Source organism: Dyella soli (genome assembly GCF_054482295.1).
Genome location: NZ_JBTFFU010000004.1, coordinates 263,652 through 281,517, shown reverse-complemented (window position 1 = coordinate 281,517; position 17,866 = coordinate 263,652). Strand labels below are relative to the sequence as shown.

The window sequence follows — 17,866 nt, the reverse complement described above, 5'->3', positions numbered from 1 at the left end:
CACGGCCAGGTTACGTCGGTGGTCATGGCCGTCTGCGTAGAACAGCTTGGGAAATGTCGGTCGTCGCCATGCGGATATTTGCCCGAATCCCACCCAAGGCGGGCCCGATCGGGTGCCACCTCAGCGGCGGCAGCTCGATGGAGCAAAGGTGTGCGTGGCCCGTATTGGCGTCGCAGCCTCATCTCGGATCAGCTCGCGACGGGTAGCGACAATACGAACGCGAAAGCCCCGTCCGGCTCGTATCGGCAAGCAAGCTCGCCGCCGTGGTGGCGTGCGATCTGCCGCGCCAGCGAGAGGCCCAGTCCGGTGCCGGCGCGGTCGCGTGCTGCGCTGCCTCGGTAGAACGGCTCGAAGACGCTGGCACATTCGCCTTCCGGCACCCCCGGGCCGTGATCGCGCACGACGAGTTCGGCACGCCCATCTGCTACCTGCAGCCGGACCTGTACGGGCGGTATGCCATGGCGGCTGGCGTTGTCCAGCAAGTTGCGCAGCAGCCGAAGCAACAGCCGTGGGTCGCCCTTGACGGTCGCGGGCGCCCCCTCCAGGTCGACGCCGCCGTGGCGCGCGCTTTCCTCCGCAGCCAGCGCCAGCAGATCCACCGCTTCGGTCGCCTCCAGATGAGGCAATGCTTCCAGGCGGCTGGCCAGCAGGATCTCGTCGATCAAGGCATCCAGCTCGCCGATGTCCTGCTGCAGACCGTCACGGCGCTCCTCGTTGACGCTGGGCGCGATCAGTTCCAGTGTCAGACGGATGCGTGTCAGTGGCGTGCGCAGTTCGTGCGAGGCATTGGCCAATAGTGACTTGTGATGACCGACGAGCGCTTCGATCCGATTGGCTGCCTGGTTGAAGCTTTGCGCCAGGCGCGCCACTTCGTCCTGGCCTTCCACCGCGACCCTGGCACGCAGGTCACCGGCGCCCAGCGATTCCACCGCTTGTTGCAGTCGCTCAAGGCGGGCGGTGATCCGTCGCACTACCGGCAACACCAGCACACCGATGATGGCGGCCAGCGTGAACAGACTCAGCAGCAGTACGTGCAGCGGTTGATGCCCACCACGCGGCAGGCTTGCCTGCAGCCAGCGACCGTCGGGCAGATGCAGCATCCACAGCGCTTCTCCCGCGCGTGGCACGGCAGGCTGGTCGTCGATGCCCGGTCGCGGGCGCGATTGGGCAATCAGCCGCCGGGACGCATCCAGCAAGGCCAGGCGCACGGGCAGCCCCTGTGCCAACCTGTCGAGCGTCTGCTGCTGGTCTGCCATGGGCGCTCGTGCGGGTGGCAGTGCATTGGCGATGACCTGCACCTGCGAATGCATGGTTGTGTCGTACGGACCACCCCTGCTGTGCCAGACCCAGGCGAACGCAGCAGCGAACACCAGCAGGCTGGCGACGACGGTGAGGTAGATGCGCAGGTAGAGACGCGTCATGCCGGGCTCAATCCTGCTTGCGAGCGAACAGATAGCCGGCGCCGCGCACGGTGATGATGCGCCTGGGCGATTTGGGATCGTCTTCGATGGCCGCGCGAATGCGCGAGACATGTACGTCGATGGAGCGATCGAACGCGTCCAGCTGGTCGCCGCGCACGAGGTCCATCAGCACCTCGCGCGACAGCACGCGCCCGGCATGCTGCGCAAGCGCCAGCAACAGCTCGTACTGATAGGACGTCAAGTCGGCCGCCTTTCCCGCGAGCTTCACCGTGTGCGCGTCGGTGTCGATCTCCAGCTGGCCAAACACCAGCACCGTCGTTGCCCCGCTGGAGGGCGCCGCGCGCCGGCGCAGAATGGCGCGCAGCCGCGCAAGCAATTCACGCGGCTCGAACGGCTTGGGCAGATAGTCGTCCGCGCCAAGCTCCAGGCCGACGATGCGGTCGATCGCATCGCCGCGCGCCGTGAGCATCAGCACGGGCAAGTCGGAACGTTCGCGCAGCTTGCGGCAGACGTCGAGTCCGTCCATGTCCGGCAGCATCAGGTCGAGGATGGCGGCGTCCAGGGCATCGGCGCCGAGCCTTTCCAGCGCCTGTGCCCCGGTTGCCGCCTGCGAAACCGCATACCCGTGGTTACGCAGGTACTCGTCCAGCATGCCGGCCAGACGCGGGTCATCCTCCACGACCAGGATGCGTTCGCTCATCATCCGTGCCCTAGCCCGAAAGCGTCATCATAGCCGCCGGATCACGGCTTCAACCATGCATCGACGACGTCATCGACATGTGCTGCGTCAGGTGCGCGACAAGCTGCTTGCGCTGGTCCGGCGTCAACACATTGCTGCTGTCCTCCACCAGCCTGGTCATGCGCCGGGCGATCTGGTCGTGCACGGCGATCTGCGCGGCACTCGCCTGCTCCAGTGCCGTGCGATCGATGGTGGGAGCCGCCAGCAGCTTCAGTACCTGCTCATGGCCCGCGTGCAGCTGTTGGTACATCGGAATCAGCTCGGCCGCCGCCTGCTTGAAAATCGGGTCCAGGGCGGCCTTCTGGGCGTCCGTCGCATCAATCTCGACGTACATGTGGCGACATACCTTGTCGATATGCGCAGTCATCTCGGCCTGGGACATGGGGCCGGCCATGTGGTGCATGGCGGACGTGTTGCCGTCGCTCGCGAGTACCGTGACGCCGCCCGCCAGGGCAATGCCGCCGACGAAGCCAAGCAGCGCGGCGCGCAGGGTACGGTTCTTTCGCATGTATTGAATCATGGCCATGGTTTGCTCCTGTCAGGGGTCAGTCAATTCACCCAGGCACAGCTTGTGCGCCGTGCGTGAGCGCTTTACGAAGCCAAGGTAAAGAAATGTGAAGCGGCGAAAGGCACGTCAGGCGGACGCGCGCTCGCGCAGCATCAGCACGCCGGCGGCGAGGTTCCATACGGCCTGCAGCAACAACGTGCCAACGACGATGCCCAGGTCCATCTGTGCACCGGCAGCGACCACCATCGCCGCCGGAAGCCCTCCCGCGACCAGGCCGATGCAGCCCACCACCCGCCGCGTGCCCGGGTCGCGCAACAAGGCCACGGACCATGCGATCGCGGCCACCGATTGCAGCACCCACGCCACGCGCGCGATGTCGGTCAGGGCGATGGATTCGACTACGTGGATCATCCAGCGCGCTGCCTGCGCCGCTTCTGGCGTACCGTTGACGAAGTCCGCCGCGATGCCCGTGCTGATGAAGCCGTCGAGGATGGTGGCCGACAACATCAGCACGCTGCCGAGGGCATAAGTCATCAGACCGATCAGCACCGGCGTCCGGCGCAGGTCCAGTCGCTGGGACAGCACGGTATAGCCGTACAACAGGACGCAAATGCATGCCATCGCGACCACATGCACGTTCTGATGCCACGACTGGATCTGCACCATGCTTTGCAGGATTTCCTGCGTGGTCTTACCGCTTGCCCCCCGATCCAAAGCGACCGTGGCGGTGGATACGATGGCGCTCGCCAGGATGGCGAGGCCCGCCAGGCGGGCATCACCATGGGCCTGGATGGCCACCGCGTGATGACGGGCAGGGTGCTGCAACGATTCGGCGTAGGTAGTCATGGCGAGCCTGTTGTCCAAGCGCACGGGATGTGCGGGACGCCACGCTAGGCCACTCGTTTGGCTGCGGTATGTACTGCCGGTAAAGAAAGATGAAGGGGGTTTGCGTACACTCGCCGTTGCGACCTTGCCCACGGGCACGGCATCAAGCTGTGAAGTTCCAGGCAGACAGGAAGGGGCGTCATGAGCAGTCACACCATCCGCATTTCCCTGGGCGTACTGGCCTTGCTGTGTGTCGGTTCCGCCCTTGCGGACGACATCCCGGCCAAAGACGGTGCCACGGCACAGTGGATGATCGTCAAGGAAAGAGCCTGGGCCAACATGGCCTGCGGAGGCGAGTGGGTTGCGTCGGAAATCCTCGCCGACGACTTCCAGGGTACGGCGCCAAAGGGTGCTCGCTACAGCAAGCCGGCAAGCGCGCCTGCTTACGATCCCAACACTCAGTGGTCCTCCGATTGTCGCCTGGATAGTGCCGATGTCCGTTTCTTCTCCGCCGACGTTGCAGTGGTCTACGGATCAGAGTCAAAGACGGTGGCGCTACCGGATTCGAAACACGAACGACGTTGCCTGGTGTGGAGTGACATGTGGTTACGGCGCAACGGGAAGTGGCAGATCATCGCGGTCCAGGATAATCGCGTCGAATGTCCCACCAGATAAGTGGTTTGTGCGATGCCGGTTCATCCGGATGGCACGCCTGCCAATGCAGCGTCGGGCCGACGTGGTCTTTCGCACTCGCCTGACCGTGCCCCCATTTTGGTGGGGGCAGCGAGGTTTCCAGTTGATAGGGTTTGCACGTGCTTGCAAGACGATAGGTAGGTGGCGGTCAGCCGTGAATCGCAAGGAAATGCGGCTAAGTGACCAACGCTTGGAATTGCGCCACGGCAGGGTCCACTTGGCTGAACATCTGCCCCTTGCAGGAAGATGGATGATGTCGATGTCGCCTGGAATGTAACGGGCACAGCGACAGTTCTGGGCCGCGCCCCGGCCGATGGTTCCGCGAGACAAGTGGGCGCAAGATCCTGCGCTAACGGATCTCGATCGTGGTCACCCGCCTGCGTTGGAAGTCCGCAAAGCGACCAGATTGGCCTCATCAACGCCAGTGGATCGTGCTGGAACCTTGGTGTTGTCCTGACTGCATCACCAGGCGCTACGCGACATAACCCCAGGAACCGCGACCGGGCGCGTCATCCTGTCGTCGCGCCAGTCAACTCACGCCAATGAACATCGCCGACCACGCCCACGCCTCGCTCCATGACCAGGCATCGAGGTCCGTCCCGGAAGTCGCGCTTCAATAGAAAGAGTAGTGAGAAAGGTATGTGGCACCGATTACGGGTTTGGCTGAACAAGACGCCCATTTCAGATCCGATCGATCGGCACTATGCGTCGTTCATGCAGCTGTTGTTCGCAACGGTCGGCGTCGTCGTGCCAGCGCTGAAACTGGCGACCTACGTTGCAACAATGCTCGATGCCCACTGGCACCGGGAACAACGTCTCGACTGGATCATCGATCTGGGCACGGATGTACTGATAACAGCATCCGCATGGGCGGGGCTTTTCCTGATCAGGCGTGGTCATCTTCGCCAGGCCCTCATGCAATTCCTGTGCATTCTCCTGGGCGCCTTCACGATCGGCAACATGTCCCCCGGGATCACCCAGCCTGGGGGCGACCCAACCCCCTGGATCGCTCTCGCACTAGCCGGACAAGTCCTGGGCCGACGAGCGTTGTGGATGACCTATCTGGCCGTGCTGGTGTGTTTGACCCTGGGCGCACTCGGGACGGCGTTCGGCCATCACGCACCGAGCATTTCGTCCATCGCCATGGTGCGGGTGGAGCGCGCCATGGTTCTTCTGGTCATCGTGGTCATCGTGGACCAGACCATGGCACCGCTTCGCGCGGCCTTGACCGAGTCACAGTTGCGACGGGGGGAACTGGCGCAACTCAACGCCAACCTGGCGCAAGAGATCGTCATGCGCGAGAAGGCCCAGGACCATCTTATTCATGCCCAGAAGCTTGAGGCCGTGGGACGCATCGCCACCGGCGTGGCACACGACTTCGATAACGTACTGAACGTGGTGCTTGGCTATGCCGCCCATCGTGATCGACTTGCCGACCGCGGTATGCCCGCCTTGCTGGGAGCGATGGAGGACATCGAACTCCAGGCCCGGCGTGCTCTCTCCATCAGCCGCAAACTGCTGAACTTCGGCCGCAAGGACGTTGCCCGATCCGAAACTTTCGACGCGGCCATGGCAGTACATGAACTGCAGCCGATGCTGCGCCAGTTCTTCGCTGCAAGCACGCGCCTTTGGATTGACGCCCCGAGAGCCGGCCTGTGCATCAGCATGGATCGAGGCCAGTTCGAGTTGATGCTACTGAACCTGGCTGCGAACGCCGCCGATGCCATGCCACAGGGAGGCGAGTTCACGATCTGGCTGGGCGCGGATCTCGCTGAAAAGCTGCTGATGCTGGCGGTGCAGGACACTGGCGGCGGCATGAGCGATGAAGTCAGGCAGCGCGCTTTCGAGCCCTTCTACACGACCAAGCCATGGGGTTATGGCACGGGGCTTGGCCTGTCCGCGGTTTGCGACATCCTGACCGCCGCCGGTGGCAGCGTGACGGTGGACAGCAAACTCGGCGAGGGCACTACCTTCCAGCTGCGACTGCCTTTGCTGGAGTCAACCCGCGTCGCCCAGCAAGCTTACGCTTGAGACGATCCACGCGCGTTCGGCCGCGGCTTCGTCGACAGCAGGTACGGGCGGCATGGGTCAAACTTCCTATTGTCATGGCAGCGTTGCGTGTCATAGCTTGATTACACGCGTTGGCGTCCACCGTATCCGATGAAATGACGATGTCCGGTCTGAAGCAACACCACGTATCCGCGTCGAAATCCGCCCTCCGCGTTGCGATTGTGGAGGACGAAGAGCGCTTTCGCGAAGCGGTGCTCGTCCCAGGGCTCTGCGATTTCGGCTTCGATGCCGTTGGCGCCGGTTCGGCTGGCGAGCTCTACAAGGTCATGCTTTCGCGACAGTTCGACATCATCGTCCTGGACATCGGCCTACCCGACGACAGTGGACTCAATGTCGTTCGGCACCTTCGACAACTCAACGCGAAGATCGGCCTGATCATGCTCACGTCCAGTGTGGAGCGTCGGGACCGGATTCAGTCGCTCTCGGAAGGCGCAGACATGTACCTGCCAAAGCCGATCGATGTTGACGTACTTGCAGTGACACTACGCAGCCTCGCTCGCCGCCTCTCCCCCGCGAGTGAGGCGGTCCCTGCGGCACCGAGTGAGTGGCATCTGGACCCCACCGGCTGGTGTCTCGTGGCGCCGAGCGGGGCGATTTTTGCATTGACGTCGACCGAGCGTTCCATCGTGAACGCCTTGATTGAAGCAGATGGATCGCCGGTGACGCGCGAAGCGCTCATCCGGTCGCTGGGCGAAGATCCCCTGTTGTTCGACCATCATCGACTCGACATGCTCGTCTATCGGCTTCGCCGCAAACTCAGCGACACTGAGGGCGGCCAAAATCCGCTGCTTACGTCACGTGGAACGGGATACCTGTTCGTCAAGCGACCGTAGTTTCCCGGTGAAGAAATCCGCCGCTTCACCTGGTGCGTTACGACAGCAGCAGAAATGGGCGATCAAAGCTCAGGCACAAGACATCGTCATGTCTGGTCCCCAGCGCCCCTTGTTCAATCGCGTCGCGATGGTGATGGGCGAATTGCATCGCCCTGGGTAGCGATCCCGGTCGGTCGCCATCGGCCAGAACGCGGGCATCGGTAATGCTGGCTGCCTGGCGCCGCGCGTGGCGCGCCCACCCATCCCAACTTCACGCTGCAACGCCGTCCGGCGCTCCGTGCGCGGGCGGTCGGCCGAGATCTCCGCGGGCAATTCCCCATCCCGCTTTCATGCGCAGGGCCAGAGCCTGCTTCGCAGGACATTTCGACGATGCGTGCGGCCAGGCGTGCAGCTCACCTGTTTTGGTTAGGTGGCGCGATGTTGCGTGGATGACAGCTACGACTCCTGGGCCGAATGTTGGCGCGGGGAGGATCGCCGGTTCACTGGCGATTGGTAAGTGAAGTCAACAACGGCAAGCGGCACTTTGTCGTCGGCACTGACGGGGAGGCGTGGGTGAGCGTGCGCACCGGGGGTGCATCGCGTCTGCCATCAGCACGTCCTGTTCGCTTCGCTAGCTGTTGCCCTTTGCGCTCTGCATACGCGCCTGGTGGCGCACGTCAAAAACAGGGCCTCACCGCGTAGTCGCCGCGGGGGCCTTCCATTTCGTTTTTTGGGGAATCGAAGATGTTTAGCCGTATTCAAGAGCTGAAATCCTGTAACAAGGCATTACTGCCGATGGCCCTTGCCTTGGCGCTGAGCCCGTTGTGTGGCCATGCGGCCACCGCCACCTCCTGGGCTCCGATCAAGACGCATGCTGCGTTGCTCAAAGACCAGTCGACTTCGGTCAACGGCATGAGCGCCGGCGGTTCGACCACCACTTACCGCATTAACGCCCACGGCAAACCTGCCGTGAAGGCCCAGGTCTCGACGCTGGACAGCACCAAGGTGCTGCACGTGGCCGTGAGCCTCAACTTGCGTAACGCCGACCAGCTGCAGGCCTTCAATAAGAGCCTGAACACGCCGGGCAGCGCCAATTACCATCAGTTCCTCACCCCAGCCCAGTTCAAGGCGACCTACGCTCCGACCGACGCGCAAGTGCAGTCTGTCGTGACGCACTTGCAGCAGTCGGGCTTCATCAACATTACGGTATCGCCGAACAACACACTGGTGTATGCGGACGGCAATGCCGCCGTCGTGAGCAAGGCCTTCAACGCAACGATGAAGTCGTATACCGAGAACGGAAAGCTGAAGTTCGGTAACGACAGCGACGCCATGGTGCCCCAGGCATTGAGTGGCATCGTCGGCGCGGTGACCGGGCTGCAGAACGTCAGCGTGAAGCATCCGCTCAGCCACATCGGCGCACAGATTTCCTCGACGGCCCCGATGGGTACGCAGTCCGGCCCGACCAATGTGCTGCACCCGCCGACGCAGTTTCCGCTGATCTATGACGCTGGCAACACGCCGACCGCATACAACACCACGGTGGGCATCATCACCTGGGGTGACCTGACCCAGACATTGGCCGACCTGAATACGATGACGACGGTGAACGGCCTGAATCCGGTCAACACCAAAGTGGTGAAGGTGACGCTGTCGGGCGAACGGGACTTCTCGGATGACCCCAACGGTGACGGCGAGTGGAATTTGGACTCGCAGACCATCATCGGCACGTCGGGCGGCGTCAAGCAGCTCGTGTTCTACACGGCGGCTAATGGCCTCTATGGCCCTTATGACGACGAACTGACCGACGCCGGCATCACGGCCGCCTACAACCAGGCGGTGGTCGACAACATCGCCAAGGTCATCAACGTGTCGCTCGGCGAAGACGAGACGGCGTCCCACGAGGCAGGCAACCAGGCAGCAGATGATGCGATCTTTGCCCAGGCCGTGGCGCAAGGTCAGACCTTCTCCGTCTCTTCCGGTGACCAGGGCGTGTACACCGCGACCGGTGGCGAATTCGAGACTAACGCCGGCGTCGTGCTGCCGGCACCATTCAGCCTCGGCACCTATTCGTCGAGCGAGCCGGCGACGTCGCCAAACGTGGTTGCCGTGGGCGGCACGCAGGTGACCACCAATGGCACCACCTATGCGGGCGAAGTCACGTGGAACGACGGCATCGCGGATGCCGGTGACGGCAACAACCGCATCTGGGCTACCGGTGGTGGCTTGAGCCTGTTCGAAGCGGCACCCGCATGGCAGGCCTCGGCGCTGGGCGCGACCGCGCGCCAGGTGCCGGACATCGCTTTCGACGCCTCGTCGGTCACCGGCGCCGTGATCTATATCGGCGGCCAGAAGTATGGCGTCGGCGGCACCAGCCTCGCTTCGCCGATCTTCGTTGGTACGTTTGCGCGTGCCCAGACCTACGCGAATAACTCGATCGGCTTCCCCGCAAGCAACATGTACCGGGACTTCCCCACCCACCCGTCCGCGTTGCATGACGTGACGTCGGGCAACAACGGTGTGTGGGTTGCCGGCACGACCTATGGCTACAACGCCGCCGCGGGCTGGGACTACACCACGGGCTTCGGTTCGCTCGACATCAGCGCCTTCAACCTGTTGGCCTATACCTGGGGTGATGGCACGCCGCCGTCGGGCGTTGTGCCGCCGCCGGTGGTCACCACGCTGACCAACAATGTCGCGGTCACCACGCAGGGCACAGCCGGTGCTGCACAACAGTTCACCCTGGTGGTGCCGGCCGGCAAGAGTACGCTGACGTTGCGCACTTCAGGTGGCACGGGTGACGTCACGCTGTATGTAAAGCGCGATAGCGCTGCCAGCGCGTCGTCGTACGACTACATGTCGGCGCATGCGGGCACCAATACCGAAGCAGTGACGATCCGTGCGCCGGTGGCGGGCACCTACTACGTGACGGTCGCGGGCGGAAACCAGATCTTCAGCGGGGTCAGTGTGCTGGGCAGCATGCAGTAAGCGGTCTGGCGTCTTCTCGAACTGTCAGGAGTCCAGCGAAGCCCGGGCTCCTGACAGCGGGACTTTTCCTGCTATTCCGGTGGCTTCTGGAAGCCGCCGCGGGACGGCTTGCCCGCCTGTCAAGGTCGGCGCCACTTTCTCATCTCATCTTTTGTGGACGTCAAGACGTCCGATATCCGCTGCATGACGCGCTCCACCGCCAATCACCGGCGAGAAGGAACGCGCGCCGCGGGTCCTACCTTCCGGGGATTTCAATGAACAAGATTCACAGCAAGATCTGGAGCAAGTCGTTGGGTGCAACCATCGTTGCCAGCGAGTTGGCAAAGGCCAACGGCAAGGGCGGTAGTGCCAAGCGCGTGCGGTCCGGCGTGGCCGCGCTTTCGCTGGCCATCGGCATGGCGCTTGCCGCCACATCGGCCATGGCCGCCGATGCATCTCAACAAGCGCAGCCGCAAACCTCCGCGCCGACGCCGGTCCCCGGCACGGGCAACTATTTTTCTGCCGATGGCGCCGCCGACGGCAGCGATGACGCGCTGTCGCTTGGCACCAACAGTGTGGCCGGCGGTGCGCTGAGCACGGCGCTGGGCACCGAAAGTACGGCTCTGGGCTACAACAGCTTCGCCCTGGACGACTACACCACCGCCCTGGGCGGCAACGCGCAGGCGATCGGCGTGGGCGCATCGGCGATCGGCCATAGCGCCTACACCGGCGCCGACTACGCGACCGCGATCGGTTTCGGTGCGGGCGCCACCAACTTCAACACGGTTGCCGTCGGTGCCAATGCGCAGGCGACCGGTCGCAGCAGCGTGGCGATGGGCGGCGTGGCGGTGGACACCAGCGGTAACGCGGAGTTCTACGACGCATCCGGAAATCCGCAGGCGGCCGCCGCCACGGGTGATCTCGCCACCGCCATCGGTGCCAGCGCGGTGGCTTCGGGTCATGGCTCTGTTGCCCTTGGCGTTGGCACGGTGTCGATGGGTGCGAACTCCGTGGCCGTCGGCAATTCCGCCACGACCACCGGCGACTACAGCATGGCCATGGGGCCTGCAGCCATCGCAGCAGGCCCTGCCAGCGTGGCCATGGGTTTCGCGGCACAGGCACAAGGAACCGAGAGCGTCGCCAATGGCTACCAGGCCAATGCAGCGGGCGGTGGGTCCGTGGCGGTCGGTCCTGCCTCGTATGTCAGCGGTGCAGCGTCGGTCGGTGTTGGCGCTAATTCGGCCGCTCTGGGTGACCAGTCCATTGCGATCGGTTACTACGCCATGAGTGACGCTGGAGCCTCGACTGCGATCGGCCTCAACGCCCAGGCGTTGGGAGGATCATCGGTCGCCCTTGGTCCCTTCGCAATCTCCGGTGCTAGAGATGCCATCTCCATAGGTCTTTACTCCCAAGCGATGGGCACCTGGGCTATCGCCATTGGTAACCAATCGATGGCCAATGGCAGCGGCACCATGGCTCTAGGTAACTGGGCGACGACCTTGGGTTACCAGGATGCAGCGGGGAACCAGTTCTACTACAGCAACGGTACGGCGGTTGGTTCCAACGCCATGGCGGCGGGAAACGCGACCGCGTTGGGTTACGGGGCTTTGTCAGGCAAGAATGACGTGGCGCTTGGAGCGAACGCTTCAGTCTTCGATTTCAACGCTTTCAATGTTGCTAACGCAAACCCACAGAACTTAATGCCGAGCAACTCCGTGGCGATCGGCTACAACGCGGCAGTGAAGACGCAGTCTGGGGCAGCCGCGCCGACCACCAACGCGGTCGCGTTGGGCAGCAGTGCGCTGGCCAGCGCCAGTAGTGCGCTTGCGTTGGGCGCCAATGCCCAAGCCACGGCCGCTAACGCCGTTGCGTTGGGTGCCAATGCACGGGCGACGATAAGCAACACCGTATCGGTGGGTAACGACGGCAGCACGGGCGGCACCAAGTTCACCAGCAGCATCACCAACGTGACCGCCGGTGCACTCAGCGCAACCAGCACCGATGCGGTGAACGGTTCGCAGCTGTATGCGACCAACCAGGCCGTCAATACGCTGAGCACCACGGTCGGCAACGCGGTCATGTACACCGACGCCACGCATACCGGCGTGACCCTGGGTGACGGCGTAACGCCCGTGAAGGTCTCCAACGTGGCAGATGGCACCCAGGCCACGGACGCAGTGAATCTTGGCCAGCTCAACTCGGCGATCACCTCGGGCATGTCGCAGGTCAGCGCCATGGCGGTGAACTACGACGCGGCCGACATGAGCAGCGTGACGCTCGGTGGTGCTTCGGGCACGACGATCCATAACGTTGCCGCCGGCGTAGCCAATACCGACGCGGTGAACATGGGCCAGCTCAATGCGCTGAGCGCGCTGGAAGTCTCGGACGTCACCGGCCTGACCGGTCAGCTGTCGGCTTTGCAGACGACGATCACCTCGCTACAGCAGAGCTTCGCCGCTGCCGGTCCGTCCATGCCCAACACGATTGCCGTCGATGGCTCGGGTGCGGCATCGGTGATGTCCAATTCAGGCGACGTCGCGGTCGGCAACAACGCCGCCGTGGGTGGCGACCACGGCACGGCCATCGGCGGTGACAGCTACGCCGCCGGCCCGAACGACACCGCGCTGGGCGGCAACGCCAAGGTGAATGCCGACGGCAGTACGGCGGTCGGTGCCAACACGGTCATCGCGGCCACCGCAACGAACGCCGTGGCCGTGGGCGAAAGCGCCTCGGTGACGGCCGCGTCGGGCACCGCGATTGGCCAGGGCTCCTCGGTGACGGCCGCCAACGCGGTGGCGCTGGGCCAAGGCTCGGTGGCCGATCAGGCCAACACCGTGTCAGTGGGTTCGGTGACCAATCAGCGTCGCGTCACCAACGTCGCCGCCGGTGCGGCGCCGACCGATGCCGCCAACGTGAGCCAGGTCGACCAGGCACTGGCCACCGCCAAGACCTATACCGACGCCAGCGCCACGCAAACGTTGAACGCGGCCAAGGCCTATACCGATGCGGCGGTGGGCAACCAGCAGGCGCTCGGTGATCTGCGCAACCAGATGAACGATCGATTCCAGCAGGTCGACAAGCGCATCAACGACGACGGCGCCATGAGTGCCGCGTCCACCCAGATGGCGATCAATGCAGCGGGCGCCGTCGGCAACGGCCGGATCGCGGCAGGCGTGGGTGAGCAGTCGGGACGTTCGGCCATCTCGGTGGGCTATGCCGCGCCGCTGGGTAGCCGCATGCACGTCAGCGTGGGCGCCACCGCCAGTGGTTCGCAGACGTCCGTGGGTGCCGGCTTCGGCGTGGACCTGTAAGTACCTGGGGAAAGTAGCCGGCGTGGCTTCTGCCGCGCCGGACTTTTCCGCACGCAACCCGATGGAAGGCCGCCAAAAGGCGGCCTTTTCCTTTGCCTGGACGCGAATCAGCCTGGCCAGGCATCTTGTCCACGGAACCCCGTTTTGACGGAAAGCGCCCGCTCGATGGCCGACGACGTGGGACCGGATCGAGCAGTCCCTCATGGTGACATTCACATTGGCCAAGGTCCGCTTTGGACTGCGACTACCGTCGGTCGTTGCAGGCAGGCCATCAGATGTGCCGCTATGTCCATGCATAGAGGTGTGGATCAAGATCCGTACCCGCGCCAACGCAAACTCATGCTTTCTGCCGAGGCGTGGCCGGAGAGGCTACGGCAGCTATCTTCAATTCGTTACTCGAGCCGTGCCTCCGCTTCAAACGCAGAACGGGCGTGGTAGGGCAATGCCCACCACGCCCGCTGCCTGACGCTTTGTCAATGACTCAGAGTTGGAGGGTCGAGATACGCGTCGCCCAGTTGCCCAGCGCACCGCGTGTGCCACCGCACTGACCAAACGGCGGCGTCATGTACTGGGCCAGGGTGCACGTCTGTGCAATGTATTCAGAGGCGAGCCAGATGGTGTTGCCGTCGGCCGAAGCCGCACCATAGTCACCCCAGCGCGGTCGACCGCCACCGAGGAACGGAATGCCGGTGAAGCCGTCCCACGGACCTGCGCCTGCCTTGGCGATATGGACATCGCCTGCACCCACCTTTGCATCCAGACTGGCGTAGCCCGCGCTTGGATAGTCATTGGGGCCCACCACGGTGAACGCGATGACGCCGCGTCCGCTTTGCGTGACGGCTGCCGCGCCGTAGGTCAGGTTCGCATCGGGCAGGGCCAGCGTGCCGTTGGCGAAGATAACGCCGGAGTTCGGATTGATGACGAAGTAGTTGATGCCCGAGCCGTGGCTGCCATCGCTCAGCAGCACGTCGGTATCCAGCGTGCCCCAGAGCTTGCCGTTGGCGTAGCTCACCTGCTCCATGCGCGAGTCATTCACCGCCAGGTCGCGCGGTGCGGGGTAGACGATACTCGGATCGCCAAGGATCGCAGCGCACGCGGGGGTGGCAAAGCAGTCACGCAGTGGCGTGTTGCCCGGCTTCTGGTGGGCCAGGCTGCTCGGCACGGCATACTGCTGCACGGTCAGTGGCTGCACGTTCAGCGCCAGCGCCCCTGGCATGGTGTCGATGGCCTGTGTGTTCGAAACCGACCACAGCCAGACAGTGTTCGACGTACCCGAGTCGTAGAACACGGCGTCGGAACTGAGCAGGAATTCGGTTCCGCCATGCCCGCCGGCAAACTGCCCGCCGGAAGAGATCGCCGGTATGACGGTGAACGCAGGCGCGGGAATGCTCGGGTCACCACCGTTGAACTCCACCACATTCGCCGTCGCACCCGACGCCAGCGCCTGCTTGGAGATGGCGTAAATCTGCGCACCGTAGAAGCCGCCGCCGAAGACCGAGAACTCGTTGGTCGTCAGGAAAATCGCATTGGCGTCAGCACCGATATGGGGATAGTCGCCCAGGCAATAGCCGCCCGCACAGCCGTGGTTCGGAGTGCCCTGCGTACCGTTGTTCTGCACCGGCAAGCGGTAGATGTTCCAGGCGCCCGTGGGATTGGAAGTCTGGCTCACCGCGATGTCCAGATGATTGGTGCCAGCCAGGAACGACGTCGTGCCCACGCGATCGAGCGTCAAGACGACCTGGAACCAACGTTGCGTGCCCGCATCGTAGTAGCAGGACGGGTCGGTGAGTTCGGGGCCGTCCGCACCCGTGCTGCGATTGATCGCTGCCGGGTAACCGTAGAACGAGTTGAGATCGATCGGCCCGGCGAGCTTGTTGCCGGCGCTGTCATAGATCGCCAATACGTCGTTGACGCTTTCCATGACGAAGCCGTTGCCGCTGCACAGCCCCTGATCGGGCGGCTCCACCGAAAACTGGTTACCGCCATTGGCAAAACGCTGGTCGTGGAAATTGAGGCCGTCGAAGCCGCCCAGGAGTTCGGGGCTCGACTTGGCACGCTTGCCATTGCCCATGCTGTTGCTGCCAGCGTGTCCGTGGGAAATGCTGCGATTCACCACCGGTGGCGGGCCCAAGTCATTGCCATCACCGGAGTCCGCATCACCGGACGTCATGGCCGGATCCAGCTCCATGCTGGTCAGCGGTGCGCCCCCAAGACCCGTAGTCGTTGGAACCGTCGTACCTCCTCGTTGGATTTGAAGTGTGGTTGGGGAAGAAGCCATGGCGCACGTAGCAAACGCCATGGCCGTCACTGCCAACAGCAGTCGAGTCTTCATAACACTGGTCTCCCGTTCGTTTCGATAGGTGACCGCGCCCCCTTGGAACGCTGACATCGGCTGCACCGATTAGCGTCCGCGCAAGTACGCATATTTGGCATATGCGTTCGCGCACCATACGCGCATTGATAACAAGTCACCATCGGAACTGCGGCCTATACCCGTCATGCCCGCCCAGGTCTGCATCGACGTCGGATTGCCTGCAAACAGGACCACCGATCCGCGGTCACTTTCGATCCGGTACAGGTCATGGGCACGACAAAACTGCCCCGGGATTCAAACCTTGCGAGGCAGGCGCACCCTCAATTGAGGGCGTTGGCGGTCGGCTACTTGCAGCCGGGAGACCTGAAGGAAGCGATACGCGTGCTCCAGTTGAATGCGCCCTTCCGCTTGAGGCGCTTGTTGGTGTGCCAAAGGGTGCAGCTCTCCACCGGACCTTGGCCGTGGCATGTACAACCGGTAACGCCCCACTTGCCACGGCTGCCCGCCGCGCCCCATGGTCGGGGTCGACAGAACGTAAGCGCACAAGCTTTCGGACGCCTTAGCTGCCGCGTGAAGAGTTTGTGAGAAGAGGGCTGGAGACTCTTCAAGGACCGGAAACGCGCTCGGCCGACCTTGTCAGTCTCGCTCTTGCCAGTGCCTAGGCCGGCGATCAGTGCGAGTCATTCGTGCCGCCATTGCAGCTCGAATAACTGGTGTTTGCCATGGATTGAATATACGAGCCGGGGACAGTCGTGGCGGGGACGGTGACACAACGCACGCGCCGTACATTGGCCGTATTGGTCTTTGCCGGCACGTCCTTTTGCTTTGGCTGTGCTGTACAGGCAGCTCCGAGGAGCAAGGACACGGCGAGTAATACCATCTTGCTCTGCGACATGGGATGCACCCCGAAAGTCCGTTAGGGATTACATGACTTCACTGTTTCAGGCAACTCGTCGGGCGATGATAGGTGGACCGACCAGGGTTTGGTAGACGCTCACGGGCCGCTGTGCGAAACCAGGGTCAAGGTGCACGATGCAGCTTGCCTCGGCTCTGCAGGTGCGCTCGGATCCCGGCTTTCAGCGTACTGGCGTGTCCGTTTTCGACCCAGGGCGGACATGATTCCGGAAAGCGTCCAAGCCAAGGGAGTTGCACGCAGTGACGTGTATCGATGACCCGAATGAGCTCTGGGACGAGACAGTGATTTCAGACCTTCCTGGAAAATGGCTCGTGGTTGGCCTTCCCTTCCTGGATACTGGCGGCAAGCCAAGGCGCAAAGAGCAGTACTGGGGGCGAGTAACCAGGGTGGACCGACGAGAAGGCATCGAGCTGATGCTTCATGGCAACCGCAATGGGGAAACCTTCAGTCTTTCGCCTGATACGCGCTGGGTAAAGCCAGCCTCACGGGGCGTCCGCGACCGACCGGAAGCAGACCCTACGACCCAGTGCAGCATGGACTGATGGATAGGCCGGATTCTCCGTAAAACTACGGTTTGCTGGAGCACGCCTTTGCGGGACGATTGATCGCCGTCCAATATGCGCTTGATAGCCAGAACTTTCACCCCCGGCCATGGAGTCATCCTATGAAAGGTCGACGCTTCGTTCAGACGTCCATCGTGCTGTGTGCGCTAACCCTCTCCCAGATCGTCAGTGCCGCTAACCTGGAATGCACCATGCGATTCAGCTTGTCCGGCTGGTCGGTGATCTACAAGCACACGAGCGGTAAAGGTGTGGTTACCTGCAAGAACGGTCAAACCATGAAGGTCAAGATCGAAACTCATGGCGGTGGACTGACGGCCGGTAAATCGCGCATTGATGATGGCATCGGCAATTTTAGCGATATCACCAAAATCAGCGATGTGCTGGGTACTTACGCACAGGCGGATGCCAGTGCTGGTGCCGTGAAGTCCGGCACGGCACAGGTGCTCACCAAGGGCGAGGTCTCCCTTGCGCTATCAGGCGCGGGCCAGGGTATCGATCTCGGCATCAGCGTAGGTGGCATGACGATTTCGGAAGACAAGTAGGGCTGAAGCCCTTTCCGAAAGCATGGGCGCCAACACAGGTGCTCCAGGAAGGGCAACTTCAACTCGGAAGTCGAGCATGTCGGGCAGGTCCGCTTTCGCCCCGAAGCGGACCTGCAATGAGCAGTCGTTGGCCTGGCCGCCGACAGTCTGTCGAGTGCCGACCATTCCCGGATTGGAACCGTCGC

The 17,866-nt window shown here is 63.1% G+C and carries 11 protein-coding genes; 6 read left to right on the top strand and 5 right to left on the bottom strand.

The window, feature by feature from the left end; translation table 11 throughout:
- Positions 1–188: 188 nt before the first annotated feature.
- The 4 genes from ACXU4B_RS17625 to ACXU4B_RS17610 all read right to left on the bottom strand — a co-directional run bounded on the left by ACXU4B_RS17625 (position 189) and on the right by ACXU4B_RS17610 (position 3,514).
- Positions 189–1,421, bottom strand: a complete 1,233-nt coding sequence (locus ACXU4B_RS17625) for an ATP-binding protein (RefSeq protein WP_205746622.1) — start codon at positions 1,419–1,421, stop codon at positions 189–191.
- A 7-nt stretch (positions 1,422–1,428) separates the two neighbouring features.
- Positions 1,429–2,121 (bottom strand): response regulator, encoded by a 693-nt coding sequence (locus ACXU4B_RS17620; protein WP_131413053.1) that lies wholly within the window; start codon positions 2,119–2,121, stop codon positions 1,429–1,431.
- A gap of 49 nt (positions 2,122–2,170) precedes the next feature.
- Positions 2,171–2,668, bottom strand: coding sequence for a Spy/CpxP family protein refolding chaperone (locus tag ACXU4B_RS17615; RefSeq protein ID WP_458910912.1), 498 nt, complete (start codon positions 2,666–2,668; stop codon positions 2,171–2,173).
- Between the two features lie 126 nt (positions 2,669–2,794).
- Positions 2,795–3,514: a hypothetical protein gene (locus ACXU4B_RS17610; RefSeq protein WP_131413057.1), complete on the bottom strand. Its 720-nt coding sequence runs from the start codon at positions 3,512–3,514 to the stop codon at positions 2,795–2,797.
- A gap of 180 nt (positions 3,515–3,694) precedes the next feature.
- Between ACXU4B_RS17610 and ACXU4B_RS17605 the strand changes: the two genes are divergently transcribed.
- The 5 genes from ACXU4B_RS17605 to ACXU4B_RS17585 all read left to right on the top strand — a co-directional run bounded on the left by ACXU4B_RS17605 (position 3,695) and on the right by ACXU4B_RS17585 (position 13,346).
- Positions 3,695–4,168, top strand: a complete 474-nt coding sequence (locus ACXU4B_RS17605) for a nuclear transport factor 2 family protein (protein ID WP_131413059.1) — start codon at positions 3,695–3,697, stop codon at positions 4,166–4,168.
- Positions 4,169–4,900: 732 nt separating this feature from the next.
- Entirely contained in the window at positions 4,901–6,217 is a 1,317-nt protein-coding gene (locus ACXU4B_RS17600; RefSeq protein ID WP_165583257.1) for a sensor histidine kinase, read from the top strand.
- Positions 6,218–6,357: 140 nt separating this feature from the next.
- Positions 6,358–7,089, top strand: a complete 732-nt coding sequence (locus tag ACXU4B_RS17595; protein WP_131413063.1) for a response regulator transcription factor — start codon at positions 6,358–6,360, stop codon at positions 7,087–7,089.
- 774 nt (positions 7,090–7,863) lie between these two features.
- Positions 7,864–10,056: a protease pro-enzyme activation domain-containing protein gene (locus ACXU4B_RS17590; protein ID WP_205746623.1), complete on the top strand. Its 2,193-nt coding sequence runs from the start codon at positions 7,864–7,866 to the stop codon at positions 10,054–10,056.
- A 254-nt stretch (positions 10,057–10,310) separates the two neighbouring features.
- A complete protein-coding gene (locus tag ACXU4B_RS17585; RefSeq protein WP_131413065.1) occupies positions 10,311–13,346 on the top strand; it encodes an ESPR-type extended signal peptide-containing protein in 3,036 nt (1,011 codons plus the stop codon).
- A gap of 481 nt (positions 13,347–13,827) precedes the next feature.
- Here the strand turns inward: ACXU4B_RS17585 and ACXU4B_RS17580 are convergent, their stop codons facing one another.
- Entirely contained in the window at positions 13,828–15,735 is a 1,908-nt protein-coding gene (locus tag ACXU4B_RS17580; RefSeq protein ID WP_458910911.1) for a hypothetical protein, read from the bottom strand.
- 1,505 nt (positions 15,736–17,240) lie between these two features.
- Between ACXU4B_RS17580 and ACXU4B_RS17575 the strand changes: the two genes are divergently transcribed.
- Positions 17,241–17,681 carry a hypothetical protein gene (locus ACXU4B_RS17575; RefSeq protein WP_131413069.1) on the top strand — a complete coding sequence of 147 codons (441 nt, stop codon included), beginning with the start codon at positions 17,241–17,243 and terminating at the stop codon, positions 17,679–17,681.
- Positions 17,682–17,866: the final 185 nt, after the last annotated feature.